The sequence below is a fragment of the Vibrio sp. B172a genome, from assembly GCF_030248355.1.
GTDB lineage: Bacteria > Pseudomonadota > Gammaproteobacteria > Enterobacterales > Vibrionaceae > Vibrio > Vibrio owensii.
The window spans coordinates 137,148-156,219 of the sequence record NZ_JAHGAC010000005.1 but is presented as its reverse complement, the minus strand read 5'-3'; the positions used below and the strand labels follow the sequence as shown (position 1 = coordinate 156,219).

General features: G+C 46.4%; 18 protein-coding genes and 1 tRNA gene. 9 read left to right on the top strand and 10 right to left on the bottom strand.

What is annotated here, in order from left to right; translation table 11 throughout:
- Positions 1 to 93 precede the first annotated feature (93 nt).
- Together KIT90_RS07140 and KIT90_RS07135 are read left to right on the top strand one after the other, a co-directional pair.
- Entirely contained in the window at positions 94 to 1,353 is a 1,260-nt protein-coding gene (locus KIT90_RS07140; protein ID WP_005431976.1) for an inorganic phosphate transporter, read from the top strand.
- Between the two features lie 181 nt (positions 1,354 to 1,534).
- On the top strand, positions 1,535 to 2,146 hold the full coding sequence (locus KIT90_RS07135) for a TIGR04211 family SH3 domain-containing protein (RefSeq protein ID WP_005528771.1): 612 nt from the start codon (positions 1,535 to 1,537) through the stop codon (positions 2,144 to 2,146).
- A gap of 79 nt (positions 2,147 to 2,225) precedes the next feature.
- Here the strand turns inward: KIT90_RS07135 and ggt are convergent, their stop codons facing one another.
- The 3 genes from ggt to KIT90_RS07120 all read right to left on the bottom strand — a co-directional run bounded on the left by ggt (position 2,226) and on the right by KIT90_RS07120 (position 6,599).
- Positions 2,226 to 3,956 carry a gamma-glutamyltransferase gene (gene ggt / locus KIT90_RS07130; protein WP_285376017.1) on the bottom strand — a complete coding sequence of 577 codons (1,731 nt, stop codon included), beginning with the start codon at positions 3,954 to 3,956 and terminating at the stop codon, positions 2,226 to 2,228.
- A gap of 295 nt (positions 3,957 to 4,251) precedes the next feature.
- Positions 4,252 to 4,974 carry a general secretion pathway protein GspB gene (locus tag KIT90_RS07125; protein ID WP_005436050.1) on the bottom strand — a complete coding sequence of 241 codons (723 nt, stop codon included), beginning with the start codon at positions 4,972 to 4,974 and terminating at the stop codon, positions 4,252 to 4,254.
- Positions 4,974 to 6,599: an ExeA family protein gene (locus KIT90_RS07120; RefSeq protein ID WP_199453186.1), complete on the bottom strand. Its 1,626-nt coding sequence runs from the start codon at positions 6,597 to 6,599 to the stop codon at positions 4,974 to 4,976. The genes KIT90_RS07125 and KIT90_RS07120 overlap by 1 nt, the downstream gene beginning before the upstream one ends.
- 148 nt (positions 6,600 to 6,747) lie before the next feature.
- Between KIT90_RS07120 and KIT90_RS07115 the strand changes: the two genes are divergently transcribed.
- Positions 6,748 to 7,968 (top strand): multifunctional CCA addition/repair protein, encoded by a 1,221-nt coding sequence (locus KIT90_RS07115; RefSeq protein ID WP_285376014.1) that lies wholly within the window; start codon positions 6,748 to 6,750, stop codon positions 7,966 to 7,968.
- Positions 7,969 to 8,038: 70 nt separating this feature from the next.
- Here the strand turns inward: KIT90_RS07115 and KIT90_RS07110 are convergent, their stop codons facing one another.
- The 3 genes from KIT90_RS07110 to folB are packed head-to-tail and all read right to left on the bottom strand — an operon-like array spanning position 8,039 to position 9,695.
- On the bottom strand, positions 8,039 to 8,842 hold the full coding sequence (locus KIT90_RS07110; RefSeq protein WP_005436046.1) for an undecaprenyl-diphosphate phosphatase: 804 nt from the start codon (positions 8,840 to 8,842) through the stop codon (positions 8,039 to 8,041).
- A 14-nt stretch (positions 8,843 to 8,856) separates the two neighbouring features.
- The gene (gene folK, locus KIT90_RS07105) at positions 8,857 to 9,339 is read right to left on the bottom strand and encodes a 2-amino-4-hydroxy-6-hydroxymethyldihydropteridine diphosphokinase (RefSeq protein ID WP_039841437.1); all 483 of its coding nucleotides are present in this window, start codon (positions 9,337 to 9,339) and stop codon (positions 8,857 to 8,859) included.
- Positions 9,336 to 9,695 carry a bifunctional dihydroneopterin aldolase/7,8-dihydroneopterin epimerase gene (gene folB, locus KIT90_RS07100; RefSeq protein WP_005436044.1) on the bottom strand — a complete coding sequence of 120 codons (360 nt, stop codon included), beginning with the start codon at positions 9,693 to 9,695 and terminating at the stop codon, positions 9,336 to 9,338. Before folB ends, folK begins: the two co-directional genes overlap by 4 nt.
- Positions 9,696 to 9,961: 266 nt before the next feature.
- Between folB and plsY the strand changes: the two genes are divergently transcribed.
- Positions 9,962 to 10,573 carry a glycerol-3-phosphate 1-O-acyltransferase PlsY gene (gene plsY, locus KIT90_RS07095; RefSeq protein WP_285376009.1) on the top strand — a complete coding sequence of 204 codons (612 nt, stop codon included), beginning with the start codon at positions 9,962 to 9,964 and terminating at the stop codon, positions 10,571 to 10,573.
- A gap of 39 nt (positions 10,574 to 10,612) precedes the next feature.
- Here plsY and KIT90_RS07090 read toward each other — a convergent pair whose 3' ends face one another.
- Positions 10,613 to 11,428 (bottom strand): alpha/beta fold hydrolase, encoded by an 816-nt coding sequence (locus KIT90_RS07090; RefSeq protein WP_285376007.1) that lies wholly within the window; start codon positions 11,426 to 11,428, stop codon positions 10,613 to 10,615.
- Between the two features lie 186 nt (positions 11,429 to 11,614).
- A complete protein-coding gene (gene tsaD, locus KIT90_RS07085) occupies positions 11,615 to 12,631 on the bottom strand; it encodes a tRNA (adenosine(37)-N6)-threonylcarbamoyltransferase complex transferase subunit TsaD (RefSeq protein ID WP_009707767.1) in 1,017 nt (338 codons plus the stop codon).
- Between the two features lie 230 nt (positions 12,632 to 12,861).
- Here tsaD and rpsU point away from each other — a divergent pair, with 230 nt between their 5' ends.
- From rpsU to KIT90_RS07060, 5 genes are all read left to right on the top strand, one after another.
- On the top strand, positions 12,862 to 13,077 hold the full coding sequence (gene rpsU / locus KIT90_RS07080; protein ID WP_001145625.1) for a 30S ribosomal protein S21: 216 nt from the start codon (positions 12,862 to 12,864) through the stop codon (positions 13,075 to 13,077).
- Between the two features lie 28 nt (positions 13,078 to 13,105).
- Positions 13,106 to 13,549 carry a GatB/YqeY domain-containing protein gene (locus KIT90_RS07075; protein ID WP_020193982.1) on the top strand — a complete coding sequence of 148 codons (444 nt, stop codon included), beginning with the start codon at positions 13,106 to 13,108 and terminating at the stop codon, positions 13,547 to 13,549.
- A 148-nt stretch (positions 13,550 to 13,697) separates the two neighbouring features.
- Positions 13,698 to 15,458 carry a DNA primase gene (gene dnaG / locus KIT90_RS07070; RefSeq protein WP_005436030.1) on the top strand — a complete coding sequence of 587 codons (1,761 nt, stop codon included), beginning with the start codon at positions 13,698 to 13,700 and terminating at the stop codon, positions 15,456 to 15,458.
- A 99-nt stretch (positions 15,459 to 15,557) separates the two neighbouring features.
- Entirely contained in the window at positions 15,558 to 17,420 is a 1,863-nt protein-coding gene (gene rpoD / locus KIT90_RS07065) for an RNA polymerase sigma factor RpoD (RefSeq protein WP_054823018.1), read from the top strand.
- A 144-nt stretch (positions 17,421 to 17,564) separates the two neighbouring features.
- A tRNA-Ile gene (locus tag KIT90_RS07060) sits at positions 17,565 to 17,640 on the top strand.
- 123 nt (positions 17,641 to 17,763) lie between these two features.
- Here the strand turns inward: KIT90_RS07060 and KIT90_RS07055 are convergent.
- Both KIT90_RS07055 and KIT90_RS07050 read right to left on the bottom strand, forming a co-directional pair.
- On the bottom strand, positions 17,764 to 18,036 hold the full coding sequence (locus KIT90_RS07055) for a hypothetical protein (RefSeq protein ID WP_005436028.1): 273 nt from the start codon (positions 18,034 to 18,036) through the stop codon (positions 17,764 to 17,766).
- Positions 18,037 to 18,265: 229 nt separating this feature from the next.
- Positions 18,266 to 18,985 (bottom strand): SIMPL domain-containing protein, encoded by a 720-nt coding sequence (locus KIT90_RS07050; RefSeq protein WP_005437434.1) that lies wholly within the window; start codon positions 18,983 to 18,985, stop codon positions 18,266 to 18,268.
- Positions 18,986 to 19,072 lie beyond the last annotated feature (87 nt).

Sequence of the window (19,072 nt, the reverse complement as noted above, 5' to 3'; positions counted from 1 at the left end):
GCGTGTCAGATGGACGATGACTATTTTCACCGTCTTATGGGCTGACGCGCGCAAAATTTTGCTCCGCTTGTTATAAAACAACTAGGTATTACGATGGATATCCTTGCGAACTACGGCACTGTCCTGATTATTGTTGCAGCGATTTTTGGTTTCATGATGGCGATTGGTATTGGCGCGAACGACGTTGCTAATGCTATGGGTACATCTGTTGGCTCAAAAGCGCTTACCGTTAAACAAGCGATCATTATTGCAATGATCTTTGAATTTGCGGGTGCATATCTTGCAGGCGGTGAAGTAACCGACACTATCCGTAAAGGTGTTATCGAAACATCTCTATTTGCTAGCCAACCTGACATTCTTGTCTACGGCATGATGTCAGCGCTTCTTGCGGCTGGTACTTGGCTTCTACTTGCTTCTTACATGGGCTGGCCTGTATCAACGACTCACTCAATCATCGGTGCAATCATCGGTTTTGCGTGTGTGTCTGTAGGTACAGAAGCAGTTGACTGGAGCAGTGTTCAAGGTATTGTCGGTAGCTGGATTATTACTCCGGTTATCTCAGGCTTCTTTGCTTACGTTATCTTTGTCAGCGCACAGCGTCTGATCTTTGATACTGAGAACCCACTATTCAACGCGAAACGTTTCGTTCCAGTGTACATGTTCATCACGACTATGGTGATTGCGCTTGTAACGATTAAGAAAGGTCTGAAACACGTTGGCCTTCACCTAAGTAATGGTGAAGCGTGGATGTGGGCAGCAATCGTCTCTGCTGCAGTAATGGCAGGTGGTTACTTCTACATTCAGAAGAAATTCGCGAACCGCGAAGAAGACCGCAGCTTTGCTGGCGTAGAAGGCATCTTCAGCGTACTAATGGTTATCACAGCGTGTGCAATGGCATTCGCACACGGTTCAAACGACGTAGCTAACGCGATCGGTCCACTGTCTGCCGTTGTTTCAACGGTTGAACACATGGGTGAAGTTACAGCGAAAAGCACAATCGCATGGTGGATTCTTCCTCTAGGTGGTTTTGGTATCGTAGTTGGTCTAGCAACGCTAGGTCATAAAGTTATGGCTACCGTTGGTACTGGTATTACTGAACTAACACCAAGCCGTGGCTTTGCAGCTCAGCTAGCAACAGCATGTACAGTAGTTCTAGCATCAGGTACTGGTCTACCTATCTCTACTACTCAAACTCTAGTAGGTGCGGTTCTAGGTGTAGGTTTCGCTCGCGGTATCGCAGCACTTAACCTAGGCGTGGTTCGTAACATCGTTGCATCTTGGATCGTTACGCTACCAGCAGGCGCACTATTGGCAGTAGTATTCTTCTACGGCATCCAAGCGATGTTCTCGTAAGAGTAAACACCGTCAATACAATGTAAGCGCTTTGTCATTATTGACTCAAACGCACAGAAAGGGAGGCTTTGCCTCCCTTCTTTGTTGCACCGAAGTTTGAAACTGCATAATATTCGTCTATTTCCGGCTCCAATAATTCGGTGCCAAAGCTGTATCCAAGAAAATCGTTAAGGGATTTACTGTGAAAAAACTAATCATCACGGTTTTGTTTACTTTGCTAGCAGCGCCAGCGGCACTAGCGGCAGACCGTTATATTTCTGATGACCTATTCACTTTTATGCACTCTGGTCCAAACAACACTTACCGCATTATGGGCAGTGTTAACGCAGGCTCTAAAGTACAACTTCTTCAAACAAACAAAGACACGGGTTACACACAAATCCGTGACGCTCGTGGCCGTACAGGCTGGGTGCAAAGCAAGTTTGTTACGAACCAAGAAAGCATGGCAATTCGCCTTCCTCGCGTAGAGAAAGAGCTGAAAGAAGTGAAAGAGCAACTAGCAAACGCACGCCAGAACTCAGACACCGAAAAAGCGGGTCTAGTGACATCACTAGAAACACGCAACCAACAGATTTCTGATCTAGAGAAGAAATACTCTGAAATCAGCGACCAGCTTACTTCTGTTGAAACAGAAAACCGCGAACTTCGCGCGAAGCTAGACACGCAAAAAGACGACATGCTACTGAAGTACTTCACTTACGGTGGTGGTGTTGCAGGTCTTGGTCTGCTATTTGGTTTGGTGCTGCCACACCTGATTCCTCGCAGAAAGAAATCGCCAGCAGGTTGGGCATAATTGCCTTCAGCTGAATAGATAAAGAAAAGCCAGTCGTACTCGACTGGCTTTTTTGTTGGCTTGTTAAGTAGGGGTCTTGTTACTCACCCATTGAACTGGATGCTCGGCGTCTGTCCGTTGCCCCGTAAATCTTGCCATCTTTTAGCTCAATGGCGTTCAAACCACTTACAACTGGAATCACGTGTACTGGGTAGCCAAGTTCCATAAACTCCGGCACCAGCATTTCTGCGAACGTTTTCTTCTCCACCAGCAAGCCCGTCGGGTCATAAGGCTTAGTGCGGTCTATTTTGGTGCCGTACTGGATGTTCGGCAAATCGATGGCCTCTTGCGCTGATAAGTTCCAATCCAGCACCCCAACCACGGTTTTCAACACATAACCCGGGATTTGTGAACTGCCCGGAGAACCAACCACTAAACGCAGGTTGTCGTCACTGTCCATCACCATTAATGGCGTAATGGCAGAACGTGGACGTTTACCCGCTTCAATCGAGTTCTGAGTTGGTTTACCGTTAACCGTTGGCTGAGGTGAAAAGTTTGCCATCTGTGCATTCAGAATAACGCCATCAACCATCACGCCTGAACCCATGCCAGTGCCTACCGTGCTGGTCATGGCAATGGCATTCCCTTCTTTATCGACAATAGAGATGTGTCCGGTATCTTTACTCTCAAAACCTTGGTACTGCGCGTACTGTGTTGCGGTGACTTGCCCTGCTTTTGGATTTTCTTTTGCTACCCCTTCACTTGGAATAAGTCCACGACGCTCATCTAAGTACTCTTTGGACAGCAATTCAGCCGTTGGCGCTTCGACAAAATCTGGGTCGCCGGCATACGCGATACGGTCAGCCTTAGCAATGCGCATCGCCTCAGTCATTAAGCGCCAAGGCTCAACGTCCGTCTTCGCCATTTGTGAGAGTTCGTAATGCTCAAGTAACTCAAGGCTCTGAGAGACCATCAGACCACCGGATGCAGGGTAACCAAACGATAGGATTTTGTTGCCTCGGTAATCGCTCTCAATAACCTCACGTTGCTTTACTTGATAGTTTTTGAAATCGTTTAATGACAACTTCTCATGTTGATCATCAATGCGGCTATTGACCGTGTCTACGATGTGCTTACCAAACTCACCGCCATACAAATAGCTATCACCTTGTTGAGCAATGTTTCTCAATGTCTCAGCCATCTTCGGGTTCTTCATCAAGGTGCCCGTCGGCTTGATTTCGTCTCCTTGCCAATACAAGGCTTTGACTTCCGGGTCTTGCTCAAGTCGGCTTTGCTCTCGTACGACAATGTCATAGGTGTAGCTGTTCATCGCGTATCCTTCGCTCGCCAGTTCAATAGCAGGCTTGATAAGCTCTGACCATGGCAGCTTTCCGTATTGCTCGTGAGTGGTGTAAAGCAAGCGCAGCGTTCCCGGCACAGCAATAGAGCGAGGGCCAAGTATCTCATTGCGGCTAAGCACTTCTCCGTTTTCCACAAACATCTCTGGGTTTGCGCTAGAAGGTGCTTCATCTCGTCCATCCAAGGCGAGAAAATTTTGTTTATCGTGCTGGTAGAACAGAGCGAACGTACCGCCACCGATGCCCGTCATGTCTGGTTCTACAACGGACATCACCATTTGCATCGCAACCATGGCATCGACCGCGTTGCCGCCTTGCTTCAATACGGAATAGCCAGCACTACTGACATAAGGGTTGGTTGCACTCACCATAAAATGTTCACCAGTATTATCTGGCGTAATTGGGAAAGGTTCTGGCTTTGCGGCATGGCTCACCGCGGCAATCAAGCTCAAAGAAAAAGTAAGAATACGCATACGTTCCGGATAGACTCCTGTATTTATAAGATGTCTAACGTTGACTCAATGCTTATTGCGAAGTTCGTCAATATGGCGTTTTTTTACACAACACTGACTGGGGAACACCTATCAATAAGTACGCCGTATCGGAGTCATTTAAACGACAGGCATAAGGTATATTTTGTTTCTTTGAACCCTGAGTTGGCATCACTAAAATGGATAAACTAACCGCTCTACAGAGGTAAAAAAAGCCAGCGGCAAAAGCTCACTGGCTAGATGTGATTTGGAAGAAAAGACGGCTTTAGTTTGAAGCTTAGCCTTTCCATTCATAGAGAGCTGGGATACGGATTTTCTCTCCTTGGAATTCGACGATCACCGCTTGCGGTTGGATCTCTTTCAAAGTGATCTGCCCATCAACCACATCACCTTGATGGTACTCAACGTTATTGATCTTCACCCAACGACGATTCACGTCACTCGAGTACATGTGCGTTTGCAAGTTCATAGCCGGTAATCGTCCATGCCATTGCCGAGCGTCACGCTCAAGATCATCAGCCGATGATGCATTATCTGCAGATGGTTGATCGTTGTTTGCTAACGCGTTCTCTACCTTCAATGCTAAATCTGGAGATAAAGAAGACAAATCAAGATCGTCCAGTGATAAGCCGAGATCATCATGGCTTTGCATTTTCGGACTGGTAGGCGCGGTTTTCTGAGGTACTTCTAACAAGTCTTGCTCACCCGGAACCGAATCATTATTGGCATACCCTTGATCAACGAACGTCCCAAACTCTTGTGAGAGTTCGGCAGTCGGCCAATCTCGTTGCAACTGCGCCAGTTGTGGCTCCTCGGGGTAACTCAAGCTTTCGAACTTAGGCTTAACCACTGGTTTTACTGGCTCAACGATCGGCTGCGCTTTTTCGACCACAACAGGCTCTGGGGCATCTTGGGCAAAGAGATCCAAATACCACGCCGCGCCAACCGCCGTAATGCTCACTGGCAATAGAAAGAGTCCAACATGCTTCATGACTGACATTATGCGTCCTCCTCATCAATTTGCTTTAGCTGCGGTGCATCCATTTGTACGCTCTGCTGCAATCGCTCCAATGTACGTTGTCCTGCGATACCATCAACACCAATGCCTTGCCAACGTTGGAACAACTCAACACGCTCTTTTAGTGCGCCGTCATAGATATCAGAACCTAGCGGTTGCTCATTCACTGCCTGTGCCAAGAGTTGGTCAAGAACATCAATCGCTGGCCCTTCCATATCTAAACGCAACGTATCCTTGAGCGGCGCTTGCCACAACTCAATGATGTTGCCTTGCCATAATGGTTTAAGCCAAGAAACAGGCAAACGAAGGCGTTGACTGCCGTTGAGCACTTCAACTTTGTCATCACCAATGGCATACAAAACAACATAACCCACTTGGCCTTGATAGTTGAGCTCTAAGATAACCGGACGATTTTGCTGCACCAACAACGGCCATGTCGCCATTTTACGCTCGCATCGCATGGTTGATTGAGGCTCTGACAAACATAAATTGTCACGTACCGAAGCACGATAACCCCAAAGCTTGTACAGTTCATTCACCGCTAGATTCGATTGTTTTTGTTCTAGCAACATGTTGCGCTGCTCATTGGTCAATTGCTCATTCACTACAGGCGCAGCGATTTGAGGTACTGTGGTTTGAACGACTTGAACAGGCGCAGTGCTCACCGTCGACTTCAAAGGCATTTGCTGCATCACAGCCCAACCAATACCGACAGCAGCGCAAACACCGATAGCAGCCGAGCCCCATGTCGGCCACTCAAAACTGCGGCGAATGGGTTTGTCTTGCTGATAAATCTCCGCTTGGAACTGCATTACTTCTTCACACGCTTGATGAACCGTTTGCTTATCCACGACCACATTGCCTTTGTAATAGCTCATGTTCAGGGATTTATCGCAAATCAAGTTAATCAGGCGTGGAATACCGTGACTGTATTTGGCAATCAGCTTGGTAGAACTGCGGTCAAACAGCTGCTTATCACCACCAGCGGTGTGCAAACGGAACGTGATGTAATCTGCGGTTTCTTTCTCATCCAATGGCAGCAAGTGATAACGGCCAGTAATGCGCTGAGCAAGTTGACGCAGTTGCGTAGTTTGCAACAAGCGCTGTAATTCAGGCTGGCCCACCAAAAGCACTTTAAGCAGCTTACGTGTATCCGTTTCTAAGTTGGTTAACAGGCGTAATTGCTCAAGCACATCGGCAGCCAAGTGCTGAGCCTCATCGATAACCAATAAGGTTGTCCAACCTGACTTGTGATTATTCAACAAGTACTCATGAATCACTTGGTTAAGCTGCTTTAATGTCGCATCTTGCGGATAGGTGACTTTGAATTCATCACAAACGGCTTCGAGCAAATCTCGACTTGAGAACGTTGGATTGAGGATCAACCCCGCTTTGGTGTTCTCGTCTAAGTTTGCCAACATGGCTTTTGCGACCGTGGTTTTACCTGTCCCTACCTCGCCCGTCAGCATGGCAAAACCACCACCATCGCCTAACCCCGCCTGAAGATGCGTAATCGCCTCTTTATGACGTTGGCTCAGATACAGATAACGCGAGTTTGGAACAATCGAAAATGGCAGTTCAACAAACCCGAAAAAGTCCTTATACATTAGGATCTCCAGCTAAAACCCACCCGCAATCAAATCGGGATATTCCTTATTAGACTTAAACAAAGCGCTAAGTTCTTTTAGATGTGAAGAAAAGTACCATTGCTTGCTACAATGTCCAACGTCATATCCATAAATTAAGAGGTAATCCGTGCAAGTTTATTTAGTTGGTGGTGCAGTTCGAGATCATTTGCTCGGAATCGACAGTTATGACAAAGATTGGGTGGTCGTCGGCTCGACACCAGAAATGATGCAAAGCCAAGGCTACACTGCTGTCGGGAAAGACTTTCCTGTATTTCTTCATCCCAAGACTAAAGAAGAGCACGCCCTTGCACGAACCGAAAGAAAATCTGGCACAGGTTACACTGGCTTTGAATGTTTCTTTGACCAAAGCGTCACACTAGAAGAAGACCTCATCCGTCGCGATCTCACTATCAACGCTATGGCGATGGATAAAGATGGTAACTTGTATGACCCATATGGCGGCCAAAAAGATATCGATGCAAAAGTACTTCGTCATGTCTCGCAAGCTTTTGTTGAAGACCCTCTGCGTGTTTTACGTGTTGCTCGTTTCGCGGCTAAGTTAGCGCACTTGGGCTTTAGTGTCGCAGAGGAAACCATGCTGCTGATGCGCGATATGGCCGAATCCGGCGAGCTAAGCACGCTAACGCCAGAACGTGTTTGGCAGGAATGGCACAAGTCGCTTTCTACCTCTCGTCCAGACGTGTTTTTATCCGTTTTAAGAGATTGCGGTGCATTAGCCGTTGTCTTGCCAGAAATTGATGCGCTGTTTGGTGTACCTCAACCAGAAAAATGGCATCCGGAAATCGACACGGGCATTCACACCTTAATGGTGGCACAGCAGGCAGCGAAGCTAAGTGATTCACTACCGGTTCGATTTGCTGCGCAAGTACATGATTTAGGCAAAGGCGTCACGCCAGAAAACGAATGGCCAAGTCATAAAATGCACTGCCATACAGGGTTAAAACTGATTAAAAAACTGTGCGACCGTGTACGCGTACCTAATGAGTTTCGTGACTTAGCACTAATGGTGTGCGAGCAGCACTCTAACATCCATCGAGCAGCTGAACTCAAGCCTCAAACCATCATCAAGATCCTCAACAAGTTTGATGTGTGGCGTAAATCAGAACGTTTACAAGATATTTTAATCTGTTGCCAAGCCGATCATGCGGGTCGAAAGGGGCTAGAAGACCAACCTTACCCGCAAGCAGAGTTGTTTATGCGAGCTTACCAAGCAGCGGCATCTGTCGATGTACAAGCGATCATTAAAGACGGCTTCAAAGGCCCTGCAATTCGTGATGAACAAGAGAAGCGTCGCGTTGAAGCAGTCAGAGTTACGCTAGGAAAATAAACCGATAAGTACATAACAGACAAACAAAAACGCCCGCTGTAGAAAGCGGGCGTTTTCATTCGGATTGAGTTTAAGCAGTCAGCAAGAAAGCAAACAAGCCAAAACCTAGAATCAGACGGTAGATAACGAATGGTGTCATGCCCATGCGTGAAATCATCTTCAAGAAGAAGTGAATACAGATGTACGCACTGATAAACGAAGTCACAATGCCCGTTAACAGGAAGCCAACGTGTACTGGTTCACCGCTTGTCACCAACTTCATACCTAGGTAACCACCCGCCAAAGTAATGATTGGGATAGACATTAGGAATGAGAAACGTGCCGCCGCTTCACGAGTGAAGCCAAGGTAAAGTGCCGCCGTGATTGTCGCACCAGAGCGTGAAGTACCAGGAATCATCGCGAGTGCTTGAGCGATACCGATAAACAGAGCCTTCTTCCAGCCCGTTTGGTATTCATCAGCCACTAGCTCTGCATTTTTATCTACCCACCAAAGCAGCAAGCCGAAAATGATAGTCGTGGTTGCAATCACGTAGGCACTACGTAGGTAAACCTCGATGATGTCTTTCATCAACAAGCCAAACACACAGGCTGGGATCGTTGCAATGACGATCATCCATGCCAGTTTGGCCTCTTTGCTGCGATCACCTTTAAAGATCGAGGCAAACAGCGCTTGGAAAAGCGTGATCACTTCTTGACGGAAGTAGATCACCACCGCCATCAACGTACCAACGTGAACGGCAACATCAAAGGCCAAACCTTGGTCTTCCCAACCAAGAATGGCAGAAGGCAGGATCAAGTGCGCAGAGCTGGAAATTGGTAAAAACTCTGTCAGACCCTGAATCAGAGCCAAAATAAAGGCTTCAAAGTAACTCATGTAAACAACTCAGATTAAAGTGAAAAAGAAACTGGTTTGAGTGAATCGACAGGCTGCATCACCTGCCAAATATCTGCGATTGTTCTTCCATCGCCGGGGATCACCAATTGAGGTTCGAGATCATACAGGGGCTTTGTTACAAAAGGATATTTGTAGATATCACTGCGAGGTAGCTCAGGTTTTTGCTGCGAAATGCACTCACCAAACAAGACTATATCGAGATCTAAAGTTCGATCCTGATACTTCTGCGCGTTTTCTTCACGCCCCCACTGAAATTCAATCTCGCGTAAGCGGTGACTCAACTCTTCGAGTGATAACTCCGTGGAAAAACTAATCACGAAGTTGTAGAAGTTTTGACTGCTAAAGCCGATTGGCTCGCATTCGTATATCGGCGAAACACTCAGATCACATCCAAGCTTTTGCAGCTCTTGATAAGCCACAAGTGCGTGATGTTCTCGGTCAATATTGGTCCCTACACCGATATACGTTTTGATCATGCCTGACCTCGCTCAATCACAACGCCAACAGCGCGTGCTTGAGGTACAGCACCTGGTTTTGCTAGACGGATCTTCACCCAAGGAACAGAGAAACGTTGCATGATAAGCTCTGCGACTTCTTCTGCCACGCGTTCCACCAACAAAAAGCGACCATTCTCGATGTGATTTAACACCGCTTCGCTCACTTGTGAGTAATCCAACGCATCTTGAACATCATCACTCTTGCCCGCAGGCTTGTTGTCGTGCGCCATTTCGATGTCCAGAACCAGCTTCTGCTTGATTTGCTGTTCCCAATCGTAAACGCCGATGGTGGTGATCACTTCTAACTGTTCAATAAAAACTTTATCCAGAGCCATCTTATGTCCTTCTATTACAGAGGTCGGATACCCGATTTGGGCATTTTGATCGTACTATTCTATACCCAAGCAACCTGCTACGGCCTTTAACCACGTCAATTGGTGGCAAAAAGTCGCTTGGGTATAAACTGTGAAGACTCTTTATATACAAGAAATCCCATAATGCAAGCTCTATCGCAGAGAGTATTTTTGCTCGCAGCCGAATCGCGGTATGATAGCAATTACTCAGGAACTGAGCATTAAATTCCAATCCATCAAGGACTTCTATGGACGCACTGGCACTAATAATGACAATGGCCGCCTATTTGCTGGGTTCGATCTCCAGTGCGGTTCTAATTTGTCGTTTGCTGAGACTGCCAGATCCACGCAAAGTTGGCTCGAATAACCCAGGCGCCACCAACGTATTACGTATTGGTGGTAAAGGGGCCGCGATTGCCGTATTGCTTTGCGATATGCTCAAAGGCACCATTCCAGTTTGGGGTGGCTACTTCCTTGGTATCGACCCAATTATCCTTGGTGTTATCGCCATCGCGGCCTGTCTTGGCCATATGTATCCGATCTTCTTTCACTTTAAAGGTGGCAAAGGCGTTGCAACGGCACTGGGCGCAATTGCGCCGATTGGTTTGGATTTAACTGGGCTGGTGATGCTCACTTGGCTCTCTGTGGCGGCTTTATTCCGTTACTCTTCCTTGGCTGCCTTGGTGACGGTGCTGGTTACTCCTCTTTATACTTGGATGTTCAAACCCCAATACACTCTGCCTGTGGCCATGTTGTGTTGTTTAATCGTCTTTAAGCACCATCAAAACATCCGCCGATTATTGTCCGGTGAAGAGCCCAAGATTGGCGAGAAGAAACTGATAGAAAAAAACTCGGCTTAATGCCGAGTTTTTTGTATTTGAATCATGCTGTTCAAGATTTTATGCATGTACTTTGTTGAGGAAATTCAACAGCATTTGGTTAACGAACTCTGGCTGTTCTAAAGAGCTGATATGTCCCGCTTCAGGAATCTCCACTAACTCACTGCCCGTAATGCAATCATTCATTAAGTAAGATTCAAACACTGGACGTGGCTTATCCTCACGACCAACCGCAATCAACGTTGGCAATGCGAACATCTCAGAATCTTCAATCACATCACGACGACCAAACACCATGCGTCCAATACGAGCGACTTCAACGGCACGCTCACCTTGCAGAGCTTCAAGACTTTGTTTGAATGAAGCGACTAACTCAGGGTTCACTTGCTCGGCATTATTGGCAAAAAACAAAGGAGTAACGGCCTCAACAATTGGCGCTGGCACGGCTTGCACTTGGCTGATGGTATCTAACATCGCAAAGTACTTCTTGTGCGTCACTTCAGGCTCAAGCCCAATGAAGGTATCCATCAACACCAATGACTTCACACGCTGCGGCGCTTGAGAAGTCAGCTCTGCACCCCACATGCCGCCGACAGACAAACCAACAATTGAGAATTGTTCGATCTCCAAATGATCCATCAATGCCAGCATGTGCTGAGCGTAATCCACCAAAGAACGGGTTGAAGCTGGCGCAGCATCTGACTCACCATGCCCCCAAAGGTCTGGCACAATACAACGGTACGATTGGCTCAACACTTCAATTTGTGGAGCCCACATTTGGTAATCCCAAAGGTAGCTGTGACCAAACAGAAGCACAGGACCTTCGCCCTTATCTAAGTAAGCAAGTTCTTGGCCTTCAATTTCAAACTTATTCATTGTTATATCCATTTCTTATTCTTGCGCATCATCCTATCACCAAAACAATATAGAACTGCTCGCATCAGTCAGACTTTCACATTAATTACACGAAGCCTTTCAATTCGTTAGCTAAAAATAAAGGCCTCTGATGAGCAGAGACCTTTATTATCGTGAATCTATTTCAAACCTTCAGCTGAAGTTTGTTTACGCGATTGGCGTCAGTTGGTCGATTGGCCAACGTGGGCGCGCTTCCACGGCCATGTCTGACACTTCACCATTCTTCAGACGCTGCATACCAGCATAGGCGATCATCGCACCGTTGTCGGTACAGAATTCCGTGCGTGGGTAGTAAACTTCACCACCGACTTTCTTCGCCAGCTTCTCAAGCTCAGCACGCAAACGACGGTTAGCACTTACACCGCCAGCAATAACGATGCGCTTCATGCCTGTTTGCTCTAGTGCACGCTTACATTTGATTGCGAGTGTTGCACACACGGCTTCTTCGAATGCTAAAGCGATGTCCGCGCGTGTTTGCTCGTCATCACCGTTTGCCGCAATAGTATTAGCAGTAAAAGTCTTTAGACCAGAGAAGCTCATGTCCAAACCTGGCACATTGGTCATTGGACGTGGGAACTTAAAGCGACCCGGTGTGCCTTTCTCTGCCAGTTTAGATAGCAGTGGACCACCTGGGTAATCCAAGCCCATTAGCTTGGCGGTTTTATCGAACGCTTCACCCGCTGCGTCATCGATCGATTCGCCTAGGATTTTGTACTCGCCGATGCCTTTCACTTCCACCATCATTGAGTGACCACCTGATACCAATACCGCAACAAACGGGAACGGTGGTGGATTATCTTCTAACATAGGCGCAAGAAGGTGACCTTCCATATGGTGAACAGGTACCGCAGGTACGCCCCAAGCGTAAGCGATACTGCGACCAATCGTTGCACCAACAAGCAAAGCACCAACAAGACCAGGGCCTGCCGTGTACGCCACACCATCAATGTCTTTCGGGGTTAGGTTTGCTTCCTTTAGCGCCTCTTTAATGAGAGGAATGGTTTTCTTAACGTGGTCACGTGAAGCCAACTCAGGCACCACGCCACCGTAATCCGCGTGAAGTTTTACTTGGCTGTAAAGCTGGTGTGATAGCAGACCTTTTTCATCGTCGTAAATCGCGATGCCAGTCTCGTCACATGAGGTTTCAATACCGATAATGCGCATGGTTTTCTCAGTGGGCTTTCTATATAGAGGAAATTTGGGCGTCATATTACCTTGCCTTGGTGCTTCAAACAAATTTTGTACAGACAATAAGCGATAAAAGGCTTTACAAAGCTTATGTGATCGGATTAAAATTCCGCACCATTTTTGATCAAGCTGGTAATAGACCAAACAATTGTGATTTGGTTTACTGAAATCCAGCGTTAACGAATAACCCCTGAGGTGAAAGGCATATGCCAGTAGTTAAAGTACGTGAAAACGAACCGTTCGACGTTGCTCTACGTCGTTTCAAGCGCTCTTGCGAAAAAGCAGGTATCCTTTCTGAAGTGCGTCGTCGTGAGCACTACGAAAAACCAACTACAGTTCGCAAACGCGCTAAAGCAGCAGCTCAAAAGCGTCACGCTAAGAAGCTTGCTCGCGAAAACGCTCGTCGCGTTCGCCTGTACTAATAACTGAGCTCCGGAAAGGAATTTAGTTATGGCTCTGATTGATAAACTCAAAGAAGAGCAAAAATTAGCGATGAAAGCCAAGGACAAATTGCGCCTTGGTACTATTCGTTTAGCTCTATCAGCAATTAAGCAACGTGAAGTTGACGAACAGATCACTCTGGGCGATGACGACATTCTTGCTGTATTGACTAAGATGGTTAAACAACGTCGCGACTCTGTAACGCAATTTGAAGCAGCGGGTCGTCAAGATCTAGCTGATGCGGAACAAGCTGAAATTACGGTTCTTGAGGACTTTATGCCTCAACCACTGACAGACGAAGAAGTTGCAGCTCTTATCGAGAATGCAATTGCGGAATCTGGTGCAGCTGGCATGCAAGACATGGGCAAAGTAATGGGCGTTCTGAAACCGCAAATTCAAGGGCGTGCAGATATGGGTAAAGTAAGCGGTCTAGTTCGCGCTAAATTGGCTTAATACCCCACCCAATTGCAGCAAGCCGTGCTATCCTTTGGAACGCACGGCTTGTTTGTATCTGGCAGAATGGAATAACAAAAAGCCGTACACATGCTTTTCTCTGTAACCCATTCACACCAATCATGATTTTCTTTTTTTGTTAGGTTTTATGGCTGGACACATCCCTCGCAGTTTTATTGATGACCTCCTAGCTCGACTCGATATTGTCGATATCATCGACGCGCGCGTAAAACTTAAGAAAAAAGGCAAAAACTACGGTGCTTGCTGCCCTTTCCATAACGAGAAGACCCCTTCTTTCAGCGTTAGCCAAGAGAAACAGTTTTATCACTGCTTTGGCTGTGGCGCGCACGGCAATGCCATCGACTTCATTATGGAGTTCGAACGGTTAGAGTTTGTCGAAGCGATTGAAGAACTGGCGTCTTACCTTGGTTTGGATGTACCACGCGAACAGCGCAGTGGTGGCGGTGGTCAGTTTAAATCTGGTCCTCAAGCAAGCAGCAGTGAAAAACGCAGTCTTTACGATTTGATGGGCAGCATTGCTCAGTTCTATCGTAACCAACTCAAGCAACCAGCAAGCAAAGTGGCGATTGAGTACCTGAAAGATCGCGGTCTATCTGGCGAAATCGTACAGAAGTTTGGCATCGGCTATGTGGCTGATGAATGGGATTTAGTCCGTAAGAACTTCGGCCAGAACAAAGACAACCAAGACATGCTTGTAACTGGCGGCATGTTGATCGAGAACGACAAAGGTAATCGTTATGACCGCTTCCGTGGTCGTATCATGTTTCCGATTCGTGATCGTCGTGGTCGAGTGATTGGATTTGGTGGTCGCGTTCTTGGCGACGGCACTCCGAAATACTTAAACTCACCAGAAACGCCTATCTTCCATAAAGGTAAAGAGCTTTACGGCCTTTATGAAGTTTTACAAGCATATCGTGAACCACCACGAATTTTGGTGGTTGAAGGTTACATGGATGTGGTGGCTTTGGCGCAATATGGCGTAGATTACTCTGTCGCTTCATTGGGCACGTCAACGACCGGTGACCACATTCAAATGCTGTTCCGACAAACCAACACCGTTGTGTGTTGTTATGACGGTGACCGAGCAGGTAAAGAAGCCGCATGGCGCGCGTTAGAGAACGCACTTCAATACCTAAAAACAGGTAACACATTGAAGTTCTTGTTCTTGCCTGATGGTGAAGACCCGGACAGCTACGTTCGCAAATATGGCAAGCAAGCCTTCGAACAACAAATTGAACAAGCGACACCGCTTTCGAGCTATCTTTTCGATAACCTGATTGAATTGCACCAAATCAACTTGGGCAACAATGAGGGTAAATCCGCACTGCGTGCCTACGCGAGTGCCTTAATCGACAAGATACCTGACCCCTACTTTCAAGAGTTGCTCGAAAAGCTGCTTGATGAACGCACGGGCTTTGATAACCGCTTACGCCAACCGCGTAAGAAGACGAGCGAAACTCGACCTCAGCCGCACAAAGAGATCAAACGAACTCCAATGCGTGAGGTAATCGCTCTACTTATTCAAAATCCGAGCTATGCTCAAATGGTACCTGATTTGTCTTCGGTAAGAGATTTATCAATACCAGGACTAAGTTTATTTGTTGATGTACTTGATAAATGTCAGGCACATCCCCATATCAATACAGGCCAATTATTAGAGCATTGGCGAAATAGCCAAAATGAGACCCTTCTGTCTCGTCTCGCGAGCTGGGATATTCCCCTCGTAGAAGACAACCTAGAAGAAATATTTTTAGACTCACTGGATAAAATTATTGCCCAGTGCGTAGAAAAGCAAATTGAAAACCTGCAGGCCAAAGCAAGAAGTGTCGGTTTATCAGCCGAAGAGAAAAGGGAGCTGCTAGCTTTAATGCTAGATTTAAAAGCGTAACCCTGATTAATTAGTCAGCAACAATTAAATTTGCTATAGTAAGTGGTTTGCATTTCGCATACTAATTCCTTCACCAGATTACGAAGTTGGATACCGTCTATGGATCAAAATCCGCAGTCACAGCTAAAGTTACTTGTTATCAAAGGCAAGGAACAAGGCTATCTGACCTACGCCGAAGTAAATGACCACCTGCCTGCTGAAATCGTAGATTCAGAACAGGTAGAAGACATCATTCAGATGATCAACGATATGGGTATCAAGGTAGTAGAAACTGCCCCTGATGCCGATGATCTAGCACTGAACGATGACACAAACATTACCGATGAAGATGCAGCAGAAGCTGCAGCAGCAGCACTTTCTAGCGTAGAAAGTGAAATTGGTCGTACAACAGACCCAGTGCGTATGTACATGCGTGAAATGGGTACTGTAGAGCTGCTGACTCGCGAAGGCGAAATCGACATCGCAAAACGTATTGAAGAAGGTATTAACCAAGTTCAATCGTCTGTTGCTGAATACCCTGGTACTATCCCATACATTCTTGAGCAATTTGACAAAGTTCAAGCAGAAGAACTTCGTCTAACAGACCTAATCTCTGGATTTGTTGACCCTGATGCAGACGACACAGCTGCACCAACAGCAACGCACATCGGTTCTGAACTGACTGAATCTCAGCTAGAAGAAGAAGACGAAGAAGACGTTGATGACGACGAAGAGAGCGATGACGATTCAGATGATTCTGAAGAAGATGTTGGTATCGACCCAGAGCTAGCGCTTGAGAAATTCAACCAGCTACGCAGCACGTACCAAAACCTTCAGCTTGCAATCAACGAGCACGGTTACGAGAGCCCGAAAGCAACAGTAGCTAACGAGTTGATGCTAGACGTATTCAAAGAATTCCGTCTAACGCCAAAACAGTTTGATCACCTAGTGAATGAACTGCGCACGGCAATGGATCGCGTTCGTACTCAAGAACGTTTGATCATGAAGGCTGCTGTTGAATACGGCAAAATGCCGAAGAAATCATTCATTGCACTGTTCACAGGCAACGAATCAAGCGAAGCATGGTTGGATGAAATCCTATCATCTGACAAGCCATACGCTGAAAAAATCAAACGTAGCGAAGAAGAAATCCGTCGTTCAATCACTAAACTAAAAATGATTGAAGAAGAGACTTCTCTAAACGTTCAAAACATTAAAGACATCAGCCGTCGCATGTCTATCGGTGAAGCAAAAGCTCGCCGTGCGAAGAAAGAGATGGTTGAAGCGAACTTACGTCTAGTAATTTCTATCGCGAAGAAATACACCAACCGTGGTCTACAGTTCTTGGATCTAATCCAAGAAGGTAACATCGGCCTGATGAAAGCGGTAGATAAGTTCGAATACCGTCGTGGTTACAAGTTCTCGACTTACGCAACGTGGTGGATCCGTCAGGCAATCACTCGTTCAATCGCGGACCAAGCACGTACGATTCGTATTCCGGTACACATGATCGAAACGATCAACAAGCTAAACCGTATCTCTCGCCAAATGCTGCAAGAGATGGGTCGTGAGCCTCTACCGGAAGAACTGGCAGAGCGCATGCAGATGCCAGAAGACAAGATTCGTAAAGTACTGAAAATCGCTAAAGAGCCAATCTCTATGGAGACACCAATCGGTGACGACGAAGATTCGCATCTAGGTGATTTCATCGAAGATACAACGCTAGAACTACCGCTAGATTCTGCAACTGCGACAAGCCTGAAAATGGCAACAAAAGACGTACTTGCAGGCCTAACGCCACGTGAAGCAAAAGTTCTTCGTATGCGCTTTGGTATCGACATGAACACTGACCACACTCTAGAAGAAGTTGGTAAGCAGTTCGACGTTACTCGTGAACGTATCCGTCAGATCGAAGCGAAAGCACTACGTAAACTACGTCACCCAAGCCGCTCAGAAACACTGCGCAGCTTCCTAGACGAGTAATCGAAGCGATTAAAATCAAAAAAGGTGACCAACGGTCACCTTTTTTATTATCCGTGAAGCTAAGTGAATAAAAACTAAGCGCAATTGCCCTACCTAGTGGCTAGACACCTTGCAACGCTTCCCCTATAATCGTTGACCTATTAAGGCCCCTTAGCTCAGTGGTTAGAGCAGTCGACTCATAATCGATTGGTCCCCAGTTCAAGTCTGGGAGGGGCCACCAAATTCAGAAGGCTCGTAGAGAAATCTACGGGCCTTTGTTGTATCAGGAAGACAGAGATTCCATCCAATACCAACAACCCAACACTAACTTTAGAGGTAGTTTGGAACTGAGGTTTGTTTAGAGCTAGGGGCGCTCTAACTCAAGCTTGCTGACTTGGTAATCCTCTGTCGCTGCGACTAAGTCAGGGCGATTAATGACTTTCCACAAGAAATAAGGCGGGATCAGAAACGCGACGAAGTAAAACGATTCGTGGAAGAAGATATGTGCGATATTTTCTTGATGCTCGCACAGTGCCGCAAGGGCGCAGAAATCCAATAAGATACTCAAAACCCCGAACACCACAGAGACCACGATGGTCAAACCCAGTAACTCTCTGAGGTAATGTTTAAATGCCATTCTAGTAATTCCTTCTAGCTAATCAGTGCGGTCAAAATTACGCCTCTAACTCCTTCTCTGAATTGACTTTTATCAACTTCATCGCCAAACAAATAAGAACTTAGTTTTATAAAAGATCACTTGCACAAATCAGAAAAAGAGCGGCAATTAAAATGCAATTAATTGAGCATTAAAAAAGCCAATCAAATGACTGGCTTCAACTGTTACTCAGGGTTAGCAAGAAATAGAGTTAATCCGACAAGTAATATTGAACGGTTGAAACAACACGTACTTTCTTAATATACGGCGTGTTGCTATCACGATCGTAAATAGAGAACTGGCCTTGCGTCGCACGCTTGATTTTACCAAGCGAGCTTTGCGAATCTTTGGCGAACTTCTCTGCCACTTCACGAGCGTTCTTGGTCGCTTCCTCAATCATATCTGGCTTGATGTCATTAAGCTTAGTAAAGCTGTACTCAACACGATTTGCATAAGGGTCTTGGTTAAGCAAAACACCCTGTTTACCTAGCTCACCAATTTCATTGATCGCCGCTCTGACGACATCAATATTCTGGCTATAAACCGTCACCGTTCGATTGGCTAAGTAACGATACTCAATGTCCTGCTCATTGCCGTATTGCTGCGCTTTGCGGTCTGTTACTGCAGGAGAGGAAAGAGAAAAGTTTGATTCATCCAACCCTTTAGCAGCCAGAAAATCGAGCACCAGCTTAGTTTGCTGATCAATCTCATCAAACATCGTCGGCATATCATTACTCGCAACAGTAAACTGAATTGGCCAAATCACCGTATCTGCTGGGTACTCACGCTCAGATAAGCCCTTTACCGTCACTACGCGTTCATAGGCTTTGTATTTTACCGCGGTCTGTTGAATGAAAAAGCCCAACACTCCTAACCCGATGATTAAGCTCAGCCCTAGCCACAGTGACGACTTATTGGAAATCCGCTCCATTCATCCTCCTAATTTCGTTAAACCAATCAATTTGTTATCTAGATAACATAGCCTAGATACCGCAGGAAAATAGCGACTGAAAGCTAA

Bases quoted from the DNA above. Each gene is read 5' to 3' on its own strand.
- KIT90_RS07140 (WP_005431976.1), top strand. From the start codon at position 94: ATGGATATCCTTGCGAACTACGGCACTGTCCTGATTATTGTTGCAGCG.
- ggt (WP_285376017.1), bottom strand. From the start codon at position 3,956: ATGCGTATTCTTACTTTTTCTTTGAGCTTGATTGCCGCGGTGAGCCAT.
- KIT90_RS07125 (WP_005436050.1), bottom strand. From the start codon at position 4,974: ATGTCAGTCATGAAGCATGTTGGACTCTTTCTATTGCCAGTGAGCATT.
- KIT90_RS07120 (WP_199453186.1), bottom strand. From the start codon at position 6,599: ATGTATAAGGACTTTTTCGGGTTTGTTGAACTGCCATTTTCGATTGTT.
- KIT90_RS07110 (WP_005436046.1), bottom strand. From the start codon at position 8,842: ATGAGTTACTTTGAAGCCTTTATTTTGGCTCTGATTCAGGGTCTGACA.
- folK (WP_039841437.1), bottom strand. From the start codon at position 9,339: ATGATCAAAACGTATATCGGTGTAGGGACCAATATTGACCGAGAACAT.
- folB (WP_005436044.1), bottom strand. From the start codon at position 9,695: ATGGCTCTGGATAAAGTTTTTATTGAACAGTTAGAAGTGATCACCACC.
- plsY (WP_285376009.1), top strand. From the start codon at position 9,962: ATGGACGCACTGGCACTAATAATGACAATGGCCGCCTATTTGCTGGGT.
- KIT90_RS07090 (WP_285376007.1), bottom strand. From the start codon at position 11,428: ATGAATAAGTTTGAAATTGAAGGCCAAGAACTTGCTTACTTAGATAAG.
- tsaD (WP_009707767.1), bottom strand. From the start codon at position 12,631: ATGCGCATTATCGGTATTGAAACCTCATGTGACGAGACTGGCATCGCG.
- rpsU (WP_001145625.1), top strand. From the start codon at position 12,862: ATGCCAGTAGTTAAAGTACGTGAAAACGAACCGTTCGACGTTGCTCTA.
- KIT90_RS07075 (WP_020193982.1), top strand. From the start codon at position 13,106: ATGGCTCTGATTGATAAACTCAAAGAAGAGCAAAAATTAGCGATGAAA.
- dnaG (WP_005436030.1), top strand. From the start codon at position 13,698: ATGGCTGGACACATCCCTCGCAGTTTTATTGATGACCTCCTAGCTCGA.
- rpoD (WP_054823018.1), top strand. From the start codon at position 15,558: ATGGATCAAAATCCGCAGTCACAGCTAAAGTTACTTGTTATCAAAGGC.
- KIT90_RS07055 (WP_005436028.1), bottom strand. From the start codon at position 18,036: ATGGCATTTAAACATTACCTCAGAGAGTTACTGGGTTTGACCATCGTG.
- KIT90_RS07050 (WP_005437434.1), bottom strand. From the start codon at position 18,985: ATGGAGCGGATTTCCAATAAGTCGTCACTGTGGCTAGGGCTGAGCTTA.